This is a genomic window from Erythrobacter fulvus, assembly GCF_028595285.1.
GTDB classification, from domain to species: domain Bacteria; phylum Pseudomonadota; class Alphaproteobacteria; order Sphingomonadales; family Sphingomonadaceae; genus Erythrobacter; species Erythrobacter fulvus.
In genome coordinates, this window is sequence record NZ_JAQQXQ010000001.1 from 519,506 (window position 1) to 534,221 (window position 14,716).

A 14,716-nucleotide genomic window follows, 5' to 3' on the forward strand; every position below is an offset into this window, starting at 1 on the left:
GGATCGACGAAAGCGCCCAACCCGCCCCTTGCATCGGGGCGCAGAAAGGACGTGAATACGTGACAAATCCCATGGACGACGCGGTCGTCTCGATGGAGGAAGTGGGCGGCCGGACGCTACGGACTGCTGCCTGGCGGCTCGATATGCCCTCCGAACATCTGCCAATCCTGTTCTTCAACGGCATCGGCGCGAATATCGAGGCCGTGGCCCCGCTCGCGGCGGCCATGCCGGAACGCGGCTTCATCATGTTCGACATGCCGGGGACGGGCGAATCACCCGATCCATTGGTGCCCTACAACCCCTTCACCATGAGCTGGACCGCAGCCCAGTTGCTGGGGAAATACGGGCTCGACGAAGTCGACGTGATGGGCGTTTCGTGGGGCGGTGCGATGGCGCAGCATTTCGCGCTTCAGCATCCGGGCCGTACCCGCCGACTGACCCTGATCGCCACGACGCCGGGCATGGCGATGGTGCCCGGCAATCCGGCGGCCTTCACCAAGATGGCCGATCCGCGCCGCTATATCGATCCTGAATTCATGAACGAACACTTCGCCACACTTTACGGTGGGGTCGACAAGGACGGGGCCGAGCACCAGAAGGACAGCCATATCGGCCGCCTCAAGCCCCCTTCCCCGCGCGGCTACATGTACCAGCTCTTGTGCATGCTCGGCTGGACAAGCCTTCCCGCCCTGCCCTTCATGACCAAGGAAACCCTCATCATGATGGGCGAGGACGACCAGATCGTTCCGCTTGCCAATGGCAAGATCCTGAAGGCGATGATCCCCAATTCGCGGCTGATGACCTTCGCGGGCGGCGGTCACCTGTTTCTACTGACCCATGCCGACGAAAGCGTAGCGGCGATCCGCGAATTCCTGAACGCGCCCGAGACCGAGAAAGAAGCGCGGCGGATGGTGGCAGCGTAAGCGCACCGCTGGACAGCCTGCCCGGATTGCGACATCCTCTTCCGCAAACGGGAGAGAGACCATGGCGGAATACGACCTCATCATTCGGGGTGGCACGATCGTCGACGGCACCGGCGCACCGGCATATACCGGCGATGTCGCCATCAGGGACGGGCTGATCGCAGCCGTCGGGCAGGTGTCCGGCACGGCTGCGCAGGAGATCGACGCGCACGGCAAGATCGTCACCCCCGGTTTCGTGGACATCCACACCCACTATGACGGGCAAGCCACGTGGGATCAGGAAATGGCCCCGTCGAGCTGGCACGGTGTCACCACAGTTGTCATGGGCAATTGCGGCGTCGGCTTCGCACCTGCCAAGCCCGACCGTCACGAATGGCTTATCAGCCTGATGGAAGGCGTGGAGGACATTCCCGGCACCGCGCTGGCCGAAGGGATCACCTGGGATTGGGAAACCTTCCCGGAATATCTCGATGCGCTCGAAAAGCTGCCGCGCACGGTCGATATCGGCACCCACGTCCCCCACGGCGCTGTGCGCGCCTATGTGTTGGGTGATCGCGAGAAACCCGGCGCTGTACCGACGCAGGAAGACATTGCCGAAATGAGCCGCATCGTCGAGGAAGGCGTACGTGCGGGCGCGCTGGGCTTTTCCACGTCGCGCACGGTGCTGCACAAATCGGTGGACGGTGAGCTTGTGCCCGGCACCACCGCAACGGCGGATGAACTGGTCGCGATCGGCAAGGCCATGGGTCGCGCCAAGGCGGCAGGCGGACATGCCGTGTTCGAAATGGCGAGCGATCTGAAGCGCGAATGGAACGAATTCGAATGGATGGGCAAGCTTTCCCGCGAGGCCGGCATCCCCGTTACCTTCGCCGCGCTGCAATCCATCGCCAAGGAATTGCCGCTCGACGAACAGATCGCTTTGATGCGCGCCGAAAACGATAACGGCGCGAACATCGTCGCCCAGATCGCGCTGCGCGGCAATGGCATCATCATGGCGTGGCAGGGCACGGTGAACCCCTTCGCCTTCCGCCCAAGCTGGCAGACGATCAAGGACCTGCCGTGGGATGAGCAGAAGGCCAAGCTGCTCGATCCCGCGTTCAAGGCCAAGCTGCTGGCCGAGCCCAATGATTACAGCGAAGCGCCGATGGATATCATCGGGGTGGTGATGGTGATCACCCAGGGCTGGGCGCTGCAATACGAGATGGATCCCGATTTCGATTACGAGCCCGGGCCGGAAGCCAGCGTCAATGCACGGGCCGCGGCGGCGGGGATCGATGCGCAGGAATATGCCTATGATCTGCTGTGCCGCGACGATGCCAGGGGCTTCATCTACCTGCCGATCCTCAACTATGCCGAGGGCAATCTCGATTTCCTGCTGCCGCTGCAACAGGCCGACGACACCGTGAACTCGCTTTCCGATGGCGGCGCGCATTGCGGGACGATCTGCGATGCGGCCTCACCCACCTTCATGCTCGAACACTGGGTCAAGAGCCGCAAGCGCGGGGATCGGATCAGTCTCGAACAGGCGATCAAGCGCCAGTGCCGCCACACCGCATTGCTTTACGGACTGGAAGATCGCGGCGTGATCGCACCGGGCTATCTGGCCGACTTGAACGTGATCGACATGGACCGCCTGAAGCTCGGCAAGCCGTGGCTCGCCTTCGATCTGCCTGCGGGCGGCAAGCGGCTGTTGCAAAAGGCGGAAGGCTATGTTGCCACGATCAAGAACGGCACGGTGACATTCCGCGACGGGACATGGACTGGCGCGACTCCGGGCGGATTGATCCGCGGCCCGCAGCGTATCGAGATGGCCGAGGCGGCGGAGTAATCCGCCGCCGCCGTCGGCCCTAGGGCTCGATCACGATCCCGCGGGCCGGATCGACCTTGCCCGCCAGCATTTCGAGGAACACCGCACGCGCTGCCTCCAGACCGGGCAAGCGCTCGATCCCGATGGTGCCTTCGACGGCCTTGAGGAATTCGCGCCAGGCAGCGGCGACAAGCTTGCCGCCCTCATCCGCACCATGCGCCTTGAAGAAAGCCACCGCATGGTCGGGCGCGAAGAACAGCTGTGGCTTCGGCCCCGGTAACGGCTCTCCGCCGCCGAGCGTCGAGCGCGCTTCGATATGGGTGACACCGACCAGAACCGACTGCGCCAGCGCGGCATCAAAGTGGCGGTGGATGCGGCCGAGAAGGTCGGCATTGCCGGCGAAATCGACACTGACGCTGCGCACTACCGGAAGTTGTTCGAGCTCGTCATAGGCCACGACCTCATCATACAGCCCGCTTGCCTCGACAAAGGCGACATTGCCCTTGGAAGTCAGCCCGACGCGCCGGATATCGGGCGAGTTCTGCCGCGCCACGCTCGCCAGACCCATCGCGGTCTTTGACGAGGCGCTGGTGACGATCAACTGCTCTGCCCCGAACCAGCCTTCCCCGCGCAGGAAATACTCGATCAGGAACCCCGTGCGGAACAGCGGGCCGAAGATCATCCGCTCCGCCTCGCGCGCCGGATCATGCTCGGGATCGGCAGCGAGGCGGGTGTAGGTATTGTAGACCGGGCTCATCGGCTGGCGATATTCGGTCGTGTCGAGAAAGCCGCTTGGGCTCACCTTGCCCGGGCGAACATCGAGATGGCTCGCCATCGGCAGGTAACCATAGACCCGCTCGCCCACCGCGATGTCCGGATGGTTGCTCTCGATCACCCGTGCATGGCCCCACATCGGCACGATGCCGAGGCCTTCAGGCGCGGGGAAGAAATCCCAGTAACGGAAGCCGTCGCCCACCACCGCATAGGTGACGTTGTTGGCAGTGACCGAGAAACTCTCGACGGCGAGCCGCACCGCGCCTTCGGCCAGCGGGGTCAGCGGCACTTCGACCAACGAGGCCTCGGCGAGCGCGTCCTTGCGGACGTGGACCTGCACGACGCCCATCACACCCGCATCGGCATCAGCACGTAAAGTGCGGGGCTCGCCTCGTTTTCGCGGATCAGCGTCGGCGCACCGGCGTCTGCAAGGTGCAGTTCCACCGTGTCGGCGTCGATCTGGCCAAGGATGTCCTTGAGATAATTGGCGTTGAAGCCGATCTCCATACCTTCCGCCTTGTACTCCGCGGCCAGTTCCTCGGCGGCGGTGCCGTTGTCGGGCGAGGTGACTGAAAGCGTCACGCGGTCATTATCCAGCCCGATCTTCACAGCGCGGGTCTTTTCAGTAGCGATGGTCGCGACGCGATCGACGCCCGAGAAGAACAGCTTCGGATCGACCTTCAGCAGCTTGTCATTGGCAGTCGGGATGACGCGGCTGTAATCGGGGAAGGTGCCGTCGATCAGCTTGCTCGTCAGCACAACCCCGCCCTCACCGCCAAGGGTGAAGCGGATCTTGCTGGCGCTGAGGTCAATAAGAACATTGCCGTCCAATGCCTCTTCGAGCAACTTGCGCAGCTCGCCCACAGCCTTGCGCGGCACGATCACGTCGGGCATCCCGGCGGCACCTTCCGGACGCGGCAGCGTGAAGCGGGCAAGCCGGTGACCGTCGGTCGCCGCAGCCTTCAGCATCGGCTCGCTATCGTCGGTCACGTGCAGAAAAATGCCGTTGAGATAGTAGCGCGTTTCCTCGGTCGAGATCGCGAAACGGGTGCGGTCGATCAGTTCGGCGAGCACGCGTGCCGGTAGTTCGAAGCTGGTCGGCAGATCGCCTTCCACGATCACCGGGAAATCGTCGCGCGGCAGGGTCGGCAGCTTGAAGTTGGAACGGCCCGCCTTGACTTCCAGACGGTTGTCATTGGTGGTCAGGCTTACCTGGCTGCCTTCGGGCAGCTTGCGCGCGATGTCGAACAGCAGGTGCGCCGAGACGGTGATCGCACCGGGCTGATCGACCGAGGAGGCGGACATTGTTTCGACCACCTGAAGATCGAGGTCGGTCGCCATGACCCGCACCGAGCCGCCGTCACTGGCGTCGATCAGCACGTTGGAGAGAATGGGAATGGTATTGCGGCGTTCAACCACGGATTGAACATGGGAAAGGCACCGCAGCAGCGTCGCGCGTTCGATCGTGGCCTTCATCGCTAGTCCCTATCGTTCCTGTGTATGGCAGAGGGCCGAAGGAATCGCCCCCAAACGCCGGAAAGTGCGTAAAACCTTAGCGAAGGCGACGATACGGGCAAGTTGGCGGCTTTGCGAGGGGGCACGCGGCTGGGGATAAGGGAGCCAAGTCGCCCCCCAATTACCCCAGCATCGCCATTCCGCCGTTCACATGCAGCGTTTCGCCGGTGACATAGGCAGCCTCGCGGCTGGCGAGGAAGGCGACTGCGGCACCGATTTCCGCGCCCTCGCCCATGCGGCCCATCGGGATGCGGGCATTGATCGCGGCTTGCTGCTTTTCGTCCAGTGCGGCTGTCATGGCGGTGCGGATGAAGCCGGGGGCGACGCAATTGGCGGTGATCCCGCGGCTGGCCACTTCCTGCGCGAAGGCCTTGGTCATGCCGGTAAGGCCGGCCTTGGCGGCGCAGTAGTTCATCTGCCCCGGATTACCGGTCGCACCGACGACGCTGGTGATGTTGATGATCCGGCCAAAACGCGCCTTCATCATCGGTTTGGCCGCCGCGCGCATCAGGCGGAAGCTGGCTTCGAGGTTGATACGGATCACCTGATCCCATTCCTCATCCTTCATCCGCATACCAAGGTTGTCCCGCGTGATGCCGGCATTGTTGACCATGATATCCATGCTGCCGAGCGTATCGAGCATGGCCGGCACCAGTTCCTCTACCTGCGTCGCGTTGCCGAGATCACAAGTGATCTCGACATGGCCGTCATGATCGTGATGGGCGTAGGTTTCGTTCAATTCGTCGCGGAAGGCGCGCAGCTTGCTGGCGTTTGAGCCCGACAGCGCAAGCCGGGCGCCCTGCGATGCTAGCGCATGCGCGATCGCGGAACCGATCCCGCCCGAAGCCCCGGTGACGAGTGCATTCATGCCTTTGAGTGAGAACATCACGCCATCTCCTTCGCAAACGCTTCGAGGTCGCCCATGGTGACAAGGCTCGTCACCTGCGCCTCCCGGTCGATCCGGCCAATCATCGGGCCGAGCACCTTGCCACCCAGTTCGACAAAGCTTTCGACCCCATCGGCGCGCATGGCAAGCACGCTTTCGCGCCAGCGCACGCGGCCCGTCACCTGCTCTACCAGCAATGCGCGTTCCTCATCGGGATCGGTAACGGCGGCTGCGGTAACATTGGCATAGACCGGAAGGCCAAGCGCACGCAGCGGGGTTTCGCCGAGTGCTTCGGCCATGCGCTTGGCGGCGGGCGCCATGAGCGAACAATGGAAGGGTGCGGAAACGGGCAGCGGCACGCCGCGCTTGATGCCATGTTCCTTGACCATCGCCACAGCGCGTTCGATCGCCTCGCGGTGGCCGGAGATCACGACCTGGGTCGGATCATTATCGTTGGCGACTTCGCACACCTGCCCTTCTGCCGCTGCCTCGGCCAGCGCCTTGGCCTGTTCGATATCCGCGCCCAGCAGCGCCGCCATCGCGCCCTCGCCCACCGGCACTGCGGCCTGCATCGAACGTCCGCGCAGCTTGAGGAGTCGGGCTGTGTTCGCAAGGTCGATCGCGCCGACCGCGCACAGCGCGGAGTATTCCCCGAGCGAATGGCCCGCGACGCATGCGCCATGTTCGGCAAGGGCCACACCGAATTCGCGTTCGAGCACGCGCTGGACGGCGATCGAATTCGCCATGATCGCGGGCTGCGCGTTCTGGGTAAGGGTCAGCTCGTCCTCGGGCCCTTCCGCCATGATGCGCGAAAGGTTCTGCAGCAGCGCTTCGTTCACTTCCTCGAACACTTCGCGTGCAGCCGCCGATGCTTCGGCAAGCTCCTTGCCCATGCCGACCTTCTGGCTGCCCTGCCCCGGAAAAACAAATGCGCGCATTATCGCCCCCTGCCCTGTGTTCTGGTCGTCGGTGAATTTGGCGCGCGCCGTTACGTCCGCGAGGGCGGGCTGGCAAGTCCGAAGGGCACAACCCTGTTGGCAGAATAATGCCCGATCAGCGCGCGGCCAAGGTAGGGAATGCCCGCGCGGTCGCACCAGTAGCGCGCGATTTCATCCTCGCTCTGGCCGAATTCGACATAGTTTTCCGGCACGTCCGTCACCGCCCCGAGCCTGAGACCCGCGAGCCGCGGCAGCGTTGCGGCAAGGTGGAAGAACATCCGGTCGATGGCGTAGAGATGTTCGGACACTTCCTCTACCATCACCACATGGCCGGTCAGATCGGGCATCATCGGCGTGCCCGCAATCATTGCGAGGGTGATGAGGTTGAAGGCCGCAGCCGGCGTCGTCCCGTCAAGGCTGGGTTCGACCCCGCTGGTGTCCCCGCCAAGCCATTTGAGCACCCGCCGGATCGCCTCGCGCCCGCCTTCGGACCGCGCGCTGACCGGCATGTGCCCGTGCACACTCTGCCCGATCCCCGCGCGGTAGAGCGCGGCGAGTAGGTATCCGCAATCGGAAAATCCGACAAAGGTCTTGGCCCGCGCCGCCGCGTTCATCTGCGCAACGGCCGCCTCGGCGATCCGGTTCGATCCGTATCCGCCTTTGGCGAACCACACGACATCGAAAGCAGGATCATTGGCGCATTCGAGCAGTGCGGCCAGCCGCCGCAGGTCATCTCCGGCGAAATGCCCCTGCCGTTCGAAACACTGATCGTGGAATGTAACCCGATGCGCGGGAAACTCCGCTGCGACGAGTTCCTCCAGCGCAACCTGCTGTTCGCGGGTAATGGGCGTAGCCGGCGCACAGATGGCGATATTCGTCATGCCATCAGCCTATGGCGCTTGTCAGGCAAGGCGCAAGCCAATAACCGTCAGACATATGGATAAGGCGGTCGATGCCGGGACGCTTGAAGGGCGCCCGCTGTTCTTTTGCGGCATTGGCGGGTCGGGCATGCTCCCCCTCGCGCAGATTGCGCACGGCCTCGGCTTGTCGGTGGCGGGTTCGGATCGCAGCCGCGACCAGGGCCGTACGCCCGAAAAGTTCGCGTGGCTCGAAAGCAATGGTTTCGCGCTGTTTCCGCAGGACGGCAGCGGGGTGACTTCGTCCGATCAGGTGCTGGTCGCATCGGCCGCGATCGAGGACACCGTGCCGGAAGTCGCCCGGGCAAAGGAACTGGGTTGCGCGCGGCTGAGCCGTGCCGAGCTGCTTTCGGCACTCTTCAACAATGCCGGCTTTTCTATCGCGGTCGGCGGAACGTCCGGGAAATCGACCGTCACCGGCATGATCGCCTGGATCCTGTACGAAGGCGGCTATGATCCCACAGTGATGAACGGCGCGGTGATGAAGAACTTCGTCAGCCCGGAAAACCTGTTTGCCAGCGCCCGGATCGGCAGGCCCGAACTCTTCGTCAGCGAAGTCGACGAAAGCGACGGGTCGATCGCACTTTATCGCCCGACCATCGGGGTGCTGCTCAATGTCAGCCTCGACCATAAAAGCATTGAGGAACTGCGCGTGCTGTTCGGCGATTTCGTCGCCAAGGCAGGGACAGCAGTGATCAACCTCGACAGTCCCGAGGCCGGTTACCTCGTGCCGAGGGCAAGCCATTGCGTGACCTTCGGGATCAATAACCCGAAAGCCGACATCACGGTTGAAGCGGACTCGATCGATCAGAGCGAACTGGGCATCCGCGCTGCGGTGATCGACAATCGCAAGCGCGAGGTGTTCCCGCTGATCCTGCCGATGCCGGGGATGCACAATCTGTCCAATGCCCTTGCCGCGATTGCAGCGGCCAGCGCGGCCGGGATCGGGGTTGGCCATGCGGCCTATGCGCTGCGCAGCTTTGGCGGGCTTGCCCGGCGGTTCGACGTGATCGGCACCTCGCCCGGCGGCATTACCGTGATCGACGATTTCGGTCACAATCCCGAAAAATGCGCCGCCACTTTGCGCACGCTGAGGGCAACTCAAGGCCGGGTGATCGCCTTCTTCCAGCCCCACGGTTACGGCCCGCTTCGGCAGATGGGCGGCGAACTGGCGCATACCTTCGCGCGCGAGCTGGGGCCGGATGACATCACCATCTTCAGCGACCCGGTCTATTTCGGTGGCACAGTCGACCGCAGCGAGGGGAGCGAGCGAATTGTGGCGCTGATCAACGAGGCAGGTGGCAACGCCGAACACATCGCCTCGCGCGGTCACTGCGCCGACAGGATCATTGCCCTCGCCCGGCCGGGCGATCGGATCGTGGTGATGGGAGCCCGTGACGATACACTGACGGAGTTCGCGCAATCGCTGCTCGCGCGCCTGCCCTGACACTTTATGCCCGCGCCACCCGCCATGCTTGGCGGATGCTGGGCGTACTGGTGCTGGCGATCGGCATCGTCGTTGCGGTCGATCGGCTATATGGCCATTCAAGCATCGCATTTGCGGCAGCGATTGTGCTGCTTGTGATTGCCAATGCTCCGATGCTGCGGTTCAACTGTCCGGAATGCGGCAAGAACGCCTTCTTCCGCGGCCTGTTCGTGGTGCCCTGGCCCAACCGCGTCTGCACCAGCTGCGGAACCGCGCTCGATACGGCAAATCCCCAAAAACGCTGATGGATGCGGCAACCCGCCAAAGGTAGCACTCGCCCATGCATCCCCGCGATTTCTCTCTCGACACCCTGCTGGCCAATTGCGCCGCGCGCCATGCCCACCGGATCGCCACGGTCGACGGCACGCAGCGCCTGACATGGGCGGAACTTGACCAGCGGGTGGAAACGCTGGCCCGCTGGCTGCTGGCGCGCGGCATTGCGCCGGGTGACCGCGTGGCGTTGCTGCTGACCGATGGCGCACCGTTTCTCACCACCCTGCTTGCATGCGGCAGGATCGGCGCCATCAGCGTACTGCTCAACTGGCGGCTTGCTCCTGGCGAGATCGCGTGGATCATAGACAATGCCGATGTCTCCATGACCTTCGCGAACCCGCGCTTTGCCCATCTGCTGGCCGAGGCTGAAGCGGGTGAAGCGATCGCGGTGGACGAAGGGCACGACCCGCAAACAGCGTTCGAGACGATGGTAACGGCACCGCAAGTCCGACCGACCTTCCCCGACCTCACTCCCGATCGCCCGCTCTACATGATGTATACCAGCGGCACGACCGGACGGCCAAAGGGCTGCCTGCAAGCCGGCAGCGCAGTCGCGGCGAGCGCGCTTGGCTTCGCGCAGCATCGCGGGTTCCGGCAGGACGAGGTGCTGCTTTCGGTCAATCCGCTGTTCCATGTGGTGGGCATGCAGCAGGTCGCCGCGATGCTCGCCTGCGGGGGCACCAGCGTCTTCGCGAGGCGTGACGACGACAATGCCGCGATCCTTGATCTGCTCCACCGTGAAGCCTGCACCACCACCAGCGCCTTTCCGACCATCTGTTTTCCGTGGCAGGCGATGGAGCCGATCCGCAATGGGGTGATGCCGCTCACCAATTACACCGGCGGCGCAGGCATGGGCCGCCCGCAAATGTACGAATTCATCGAGAAGGAATGGGATGCCCGCGTCGTCGGCGGCTACGGCCAAACCGAAATCTGCGGCTTTGCCACCTTCATCGATTATGCGGACATGCTGGAGCATCCCCGTTCGATCGGCTGGACACTGCCGCATGTGCAGATGGCCGTGCACGATCCGGAAGGCAATCACCTGCCCCCCGGCGAGGAAGGCGAGCTGTGCCTGCGCGGCCCTTCGGTGATGCTCGGCTACTGGCGCAACCCGGAGGCGAGCGAGGCTGCGCTCGGCCATGGCTGGCTGCGCACCGGCGATCTCGGCACGATGGACGAGCGCGGCTTGGGCTATCTGCTGGGGCGCGCAAAAGAGCTGATCAAGACCGGCGGCGAAAACGTCTACCCGGCCGAGGTCGACGCCGTGTTCGCCGCCATGCCCGAAGTGGCCGACGCGGGCTGCTGCGGCGTGCCCGACAAGCAATGGGGCGAAGCAGTGAAAGCCTTTGTGGTTCTGAAGCCAGGAACGAGCCTGTCCCGGGAGGAAATCACCGCCCGCTTCAAGGGCCAGATCGCGGGCTACAAGCGCCCGCGTTATATCGAATTCGTGGACAGCCTACCCCGCGATCCGATCGGCAAGCTGCTGCGCCGCGAGCTTTCGGCACGGCCGGTAACCCCCGATCAGGCGGCGTGAAAGCCCAATCAGGCGGCTGCGGCGCGCCCGGCAGGCTCTGCGCCGACGGGATAGTCCAGCAGATCACGCAGGGTCAGCGGCTCGGCTGCCAGGGTCGGGTGCGGGGAATATCCGTCGTGCCAGTATTTGTGCTCGATCATGTCGCGGGCAATGCTCATGCCGATGATCCGCCGTGGCTGGGATGATCGATTGTCCGGCCCCGCATGAAGCAGGTCGCTGCGATAAAGGATCACTGTCCCCTTGCGCGGCGCGGTCTGCACAATCGGGAACAGCCGGTCGAGCGCCTTGCCCTGGCGCCACAACTTCCACAAGGTCAGCGGTCCCAGCATGGCAAGGCTTAGCTGGGCGTTCTTGCCAAGCAGGAAACGCAGCAGATTGGGCTGGTGCTGATCCCACTTGGTCGAAAACACCCGGTCGCGGAATTCGCCCGGTGCTAGCGGGGTGACCGGGTCCTTCCGCATGGCCCATAACTTGGCGAGATTGTGCCGGAAAATACGCAGATTGCAGCGCTTGCGGAACAGCTCCATCAATTCGTTGGCTTTGCCGCCGTGGGTATTTCCTACGCCGCCAAAAAGATGCGTCCCGGGGACGAAAACAGTGCCGCCCTGCTGGTCGCTGACATCATCGACCGCCGCAAACATGCTGATCACCCCGCTCGGGTCGCGGTGCACATATTGATGTGACGAACCCTGATAGCTGGTGAAGGTGGCGATTTCGAGCAGCGGGCGCGAAGGCCCGCAATATTCGGTCAGCACCCCTTCAAGGCGCTGGCACAGGGTCGCGGCGAAGCGCTTGACCGGCGGGCTGGATGGCAGCGAGCAGAAATCGCGACGCTTGTAACTATTGTCCGTTTCGCTGGCGAAGGAGCAATGGGCACGGTCTGGATCGGCGACGGTCTGGTGTACCAGATCAAGCCCGGCGCCGGCTTCGGCTTCCGAAAGCAGGCCGGTCAACACCACCACCCCATGAGTATCCATCATCGCCACCGCCTGCCGGACGCAGTGATCGGCAAGCCGCCCGGCCTCGTCGAGTACGGCCGCGACTTCATAGGCGGAGGTATCGCTGGAAACCTCGAGTTCCATCATGCCCAAATACCCCATCCGTGCCCGCCCCATCTCGAGGGGTGGCAGTATCCCGCCTGCCCAGACACGGTGTTGCCGGGCTGGCTGCACGTACGTTCGCCGTGTTATTGGCGCAGAAAATTGACCATCGGGTTAACTGACGGGCAACGGCAGCACATGCCGGGCAATACGCGCTGCGGCGACTCTATTGGCCGAGCGCCGCGCGCCCTGCCTCTTCGCGCTCAAACGCACGAACATAAGCGGGTCGCGCCGTCAGCCTCTCGCGGTAATCCTTAAGGCTTTGCGGAACGCCTTCGTCCAGCCCGACACTCTGGGCCAGGATCAACGCGTAGCCCACGCAGATGTCGGCTACGGTAAAGCGGTCCGCGCACAGGAATTCACGGCCCTGCAAACGCTGTTCGACCTTCACCAGCCGTTTGTGGAACCATTTGGCATAGGCATGCCCGGCCTCGGCCCAACCCTTCTCCTTCTCGAAGATGGCAAAGCGCATATAGACCGTCTGCGGGAAGGTGATCGTCGCGTCCGCATGGAAGGTGTAGTCGAGGTATTCGCCATAGTCCCGCTCGCCCGGCGCGATGGCGAGATCGGTATAGCCCGAACGCGTGGCAAGGTAATGCGCAATGGCACAGCTTTCGGTCATCCGCGTCTCGCCGTCGACCAGCAGCGGCACGGTGCCGAGCGGGTTCAGATCGAGATATTCGGGCGCAAGATAGCGCGGCGGAAACGGCAGGATGTTGAGGTCGATATCAACCCCGGCCTCCTCGGCCGCCCAGGTGGCGCGCAGGCCGCGTGAACGGGCGCAGGTGTAGAGAACGGGCTTTGTCATGGGCGCATCCTAGTGCCCTTCCTCGGCACCGACACCCAGCACTTTGTGCAGCACAAAAGCGATCAGGCCGCCCAGCACCAATCCGACAACAGCGGAAATTGCGGCGTAGGTGGCCCAGCCCAGCACGCCGCCTGCTGCCGCCTCCACCGCATGTTCGGCGCCGTGAACCACATCGTAGATCGCATGAAAGCCAATCTCGTGCGTACCGTGGACAATGATCCCCCCGCCGACCCACAGCATCGCCACCGTGCCGATGATCGACAGCGCGGCAAGCAATTTGGGCACGAAGCGCAGCAGGAAGCGCCCGAAAGACTGCTTCCACTCGGCCGCCTGCTTGGTGAGATAAAGCCCGATATCGTCGATCTTCACGATCAGTCCCACCGCGCCGTAGACCGCCAGCGTCACCACCACCGCCACCAGCGCGAGCACCGCACCGCGGATCAGCAGCGTCTCGTCCGCCACCTCGTTAAGCGCGATCGCCATGATTTCGGCGGACAGGATCAAATCGGTGCGGATCGCGCCCGCCACACGCTTGTTCTCGAAAGCGACCGGGTCTGCGATCTCGTCATCGAGCGTCGCGCCGTGCTTGTCCGCCCCCAGCTTCTCCAGCACCTTTTCTGCGCCTTCGTAACACAGGAAGGCCCCGCCCAGCATCAGGATGAAAATGATCGCTTGCGGCAGAAACTCCGACAAGATCAGCGCCCCGGGCAGCAGGAACAGCAGCTTGTTGCGCAAACTCCCCTTGGTGATCTTCCAGATGATCGGCAGTTCGCGAGCCGGGGAAAGGCCGGTGACATAGCTCGGCGTAACCGCCGCATCGTCGATCACCACGCCCGCTGTCTTGGTGCCTGCCTTGCCCGCGGCCACCCCGATATCGTCGATCGAAGCCGATGCCGCCTTGGCGATCACCGAAATGTCATCCAGCAGTGCGACCAGTCCTGAAGGCATGTGGGTTCCCCTTGGCGCGAATCACATGCGCCCAAACTAGCGCGTGCCCGTCCGATTCCCGCGCGACAAGACTTGCAATTCACCGCCAAAGCTGTAAGGGGCCGCGCTTCGCCGGGGAACCGCCCTTGCGATTGTCGAAGAAAGCCGGAGGGGCCCCGTTCATCCGAACGGACAAGCCAGCGATCGGCATTGAAGTGAAAGGACGCGGGATGGCGCTCTACGAGCACATCTTTCTCGCACGTCAGGATCTGAGCCAAGCTCAAGTCGACGCGCTGGCGGCACAAGCCACCGAAATCATCGAAGCCAACAACGGCAAGGTCACCAAGACCGAAACCTGGGGTCTGAAGTCGCTCGCCTACAAGATCGAGCGTAACCGCAAGGCACACTTCGTGCTGCTCAACATCGACGCCCCCGGCAACGTGGTGGCCGAGCTCGAGCGCCAGACCCGTATCAACGAAGACGTCATCCGCTACATGACCATCCGCGTGGACGCCCACGAGGAAGGCCCCAGCGTGATGATGCGCAAGAACGAACGCGAGCGTAAGCGCCGCGAAACCCGTGAGGAGCGCGACTGATGGCCCGCCCGTTTTTCCGCCGCCGCAAGTCCTGCCCGTTCGCGGCCAAGGACGCCCCGAAGATCGATTACAAGGACGTGCGCCTGCTTCAGGGCTTCATGTCCGAGCGTGGCAAGATCGTGCCTTCGCGCATCACCGCCGTGTCTGCCAAGAAGCAGCGTGAACTCGCCCAGGCGATCAAGCGCGCACGCCAGATCGGCCTGCTGCCGTTCATCGTGAAGTAAGAGGAGAA

General features: G+C 63.6%; 15 protein-coding genes. 7 read left to right on the forward strand and 8 right to left on the reverse strand.

The window, feature by feature from the left end; genetic code table 11:
* Window positions 1-59: 59 nt before the first annotated feature.
* Both OIK40_RS02500 and OIK40_RS02505 read left to right on the forward strand, forming a co-directional pair.
* Window positions 60-923: an alpha/beta fold hydrolase gene (locus OIK40_RS02500; protein ID WP_273675907.1), complete on the forward strand. Its 864-nt coding sequence runs from the start codon at window positions 60-62 to the stop codon at window positions 921-923.
* Between the two features lie 61 nt (window positions 924-984).
* Entirely contained in the window at window positions 985-2,751 is a 1,767-nt protein-coding gene (locus OIK40_RS02505; protein ID WP_273675908.1) for an N-acyl-D-amino-acid deacylase family protein, read from the forward strand.
* Between the two features lie 19 nt (window positions 2,752-2,770).
* On the opposite strand, the gene OIK40_RS02510 is transcribed toward OIK40_RS02505, so the two are convergent.
* The 5 genes from OIK40_RS02510 to OIK40_RS02530 form a co-directional block, all read right to left on the reverse strand.
* A complete protein-coding gene (locus OIK40_RS02510) occupies window positions 2,771-3,853 on the reverse strand; it encodes a DUF2855 family protein (RefSeq protein WP_273675909.1) in 1,083 nt (360 codons plus the stop codon).
* Window positions 3,853-4,980 carry a DNA polymerase III subunit beta gene (gene dnaN, locus OIK40_RS02515; protein WP_273675910.1) on the reverse strand — a complete coding sequence of 376 codons (1,128 nt, stop codon included), beginning with the start codon at window positions 4,978-4,980 and terminating at the stop codon, window positions 3,853-3,855. The genes OIK40_RS02510 and dnaN overlap by 1 nt, the downstream gene beginning before the upstream one ends.
* A 160-nt stretch (window positions 4,981-5,140) precedes the next feature.
* Window positions 5,141-5,905, reverse strand: a complete 765-nt coding sequence (gene fabG / locus OIK40_RS02520) for a 3-oxoacyl-[acyl-carrier-protein] reductase (RefSeq protein WP_273675912.1) — start codon at window positions 5,903-5,905, stop codon at window positions 5,141-5,143.
* Window positions 5,905-6,843, reverse strand: coding sequence for an ACP S-malonyltransferase (fabD, locus tag OIK40_RS02525; RefSeq protein WP_273675914.1), 939 nt, complete (start codon window positions 6,841-6,843; stop codon window positions 5,905-5,907). Before fabD ends, fabG begins: the two co-directional genes overlap by 1 nt.
* Before the next feature lie 50 nt (window positions 6,844-6,893).
* A complete protein-coding gene (locus OIK40_RS02530) occupies window positions 6,894-7,724 on the reverse strand; it encodes an LD-carboxypeptidase (RefSeq protein ID WP_273675916.1) in 831 nt (276 codons plus the stop codon).
* A 55-nt stretch (window positions 7,725-7,779) separates the two neighbouring features.
* On the opposite strand from OIK40_RS02530, the gene OIK40_RS02535 reads away from it, so the two are divergent.
* Genes OIK40_RS02535 through OIK40_RS02545 form a run of 3 tightly spaced genes read left to right on the forward strand, consistent with a single transcriptional unit; the run spans window position 7,780 to window position 11,053 of the window.
* Complete coding sequence (locus OIK40_RS02535; protein WP_273675918.1) at window positions 7,780-9,207, forward strand: glutamate ligase domain-containing protein; 1,428 nt, start codon at window positions 7,780-7,782, stop codon at window positions 9,205-9,207.
* A gap of 35 nt (window positions 9,208-9,242) precedes the next feature.
* A complete protein-coding gene (locus OIK40_RS02540) occupies window positions 9,243-9,491 on the forward strand; it encodes a hypothetical protein (RefSeq protein ID WP_273675920.1) in 249 nt (82 codons plus the stop codon).
* Window positions 9,492-9,526: 35 nt separating this feature from the next.
* Entirely contained in the window at window positions 9,527-11,053 is a 1,527-nt protein-coding gene (locus OIK40_RS02545) for a class I adenylate-forming enzyme family protein (protein WP_273675921.1), read from the forward strand.
* Between the two features lie 8 nt (window positions 11,054-11,061).
* Here the strand turns inward: OIK40_RS02545 and OIK40_RS02550 are convergent, their stop codons facing one another.
* From OIK40_RS02550 to OIK40_RS02560, 3 genes are all read right to left on the reverse strand, one after another.
* Window positions 11,062-12,138 (reverse strand): phytanoyl-CoA dioxygenase family protein, encoded by a 1,077-nt coding sequence (locus OIK40_RS02550; protein WP_273675923.1) that lies wholly within the window; start codon window positions 12,136-12,138, stop codon window positions 11,062-11,064.
* A gap of 181 nt (window positions 12,139-12,319) precedes the next feature.
* On the reverse strand, window positions 12,320-12,961 hold the full coding sequence (locus OIK40_RS02555; protein WP_273675925.1) for a glutathione S-transferase family protein: 642 nt from the start codon (window positions 12,959-12,961) through the stop codon (window positions 12,320-12,322).
* 9 nt (window positions 12,962-12,970) lie between these two features.
* Entirely contained in the window at window positions 12,971-13,909 is a 939-nt protein-coding gene (locus OIK40_RS02560; RefSeq protein ID WP_273675927.1) for a DUF808 domain-containing protein, read from the reverse strand.
* Window positions 13,910-14,118: 209 nt separating this feature from the next.
* Here OIK40_RS02560 and rpsF point away from each other — a divergent pair, with 209 nt between their 5' ends.
* Entirely contained in the window at window positions 14,119-14,484 is a 366-nt protein-coding gene (gene rpsF / locus OIK40_RS02565; RefSeq protein WP_273676064.1) for a 30S ribosomal protein S6, read from the forward strand.
* A complete protein-coding gene (rpsR, locus tag OIK40_RS02570; RefSeq protein ID WP_017665523.1) occupies window positions 14,484-14,708 on the forward strand; it encodes a 30S ribosomal protein S18 in 225 nt (74 codons plus the stop codon). The genes rpsF and rpsR overlap by 1 nt, the downstream gene beginning before the upstream one ends.
* Window positions 14,709-14,716 lie beyond the last annotated feature (8 nt).

Bases quoted from the DNA above. Each gene is read 5' to 3' on its own strand.
- OIK40_RS02560 (WP_273675927.1), bottom strand. From the start codon at position 13,909: ATGCCTTCAGGACTGGTCGCACTGCTGGATGACATTTCGGTGATCGCC.
- OIK40_RS02535 (WP_273675918.1), top strand. From the start codon at position 7,780: ATGGATAAGGCGGTCGATGCCGGGACGCTTGAAGGGCGCCCGCTGTTC.
- OIK40_RS02550 (WP_273675923.1), bottom strand. From the start codon at position 12,138: ATGATGGAACTCGAGGTTTCCAGCGATACCTCCGCCTATGAAGTCGCG.
- rpsF (WP_273676064.1), top strand. From the start codon at position 14,119: ATGGCGCTCTACGAGCACATCTTTCTCGCACGTCAGGATCTGAGCCAA.
- rpsR (WP_017665523.1), top strand. From the start codon at position 14,484: ATGGCCCGCCCGTTTTTCCGCCGCCGCAAGTCCTGCCCGTTCGCGGCC.
- OIK40_RS02540 (WP_273675920.1), top strand. From the start codon at position 9,243: ATGCTGGGCGTACTGGTGCTGGCGATCGGCATCGTCGTTGCGGTCGAT.
- OIK40_RS02505 (WP_273675908.1), top strand. From the start codon at position 985: ATGGCGGAATACGACCTCATCATTCGGGGTGGCACGATCGTCGACGGC.
- OIK40_RS02510 (WP_273675909.1), bottom strand. From the start codon at position 3,853: ATGGGCGTCGTGCAGGTCCACGTCCGCAAGGACGCGCTCGCCGAGGCC.
- OIK40_RS02545 (WP_273675921.1), top strand. From the start codon at position 9,527: ATGCATCCCCGCGATTTCTCTCTCGACACCCTGCTGGCCAATTGCGCC.
- dnaN (WP_273675910.1), bottom strand. From the start codon at position 4,980: ATGAAGGCCACGATCGAACGCGCGACGCTGCTGCGGTGCCTTTCCCAT.
- fabG (WP_273675912.1), bottom strand. From the start codon at position 5,905: ATGTTCTCACTCAAAGGCATGAATGCACTCGTCACCGGGGCTTCGGGC.
- fabD (WP_273675914.1), bottom strand. From the start codon at position 6,843: ATGCGCGCATTTGTTTTTCCGGGGCAGGGCAGCCAGAAGGTCGGCATG.
- OIK40_RS02530 (WP_273675916.1), bottom strand. From the start codon at position 7,724: ATGACGAATATCGCCATCTGTGCGCCGGCTACGCCCATTACCCGCGAA.
- OIK40_RS02555 (WP_273675925.1), bottom strand. From the start codon at position 12,961: ATGACAAAGCCCGTTCTCTACACCTGCGCCCGTTCACGCGGCCTGCGC.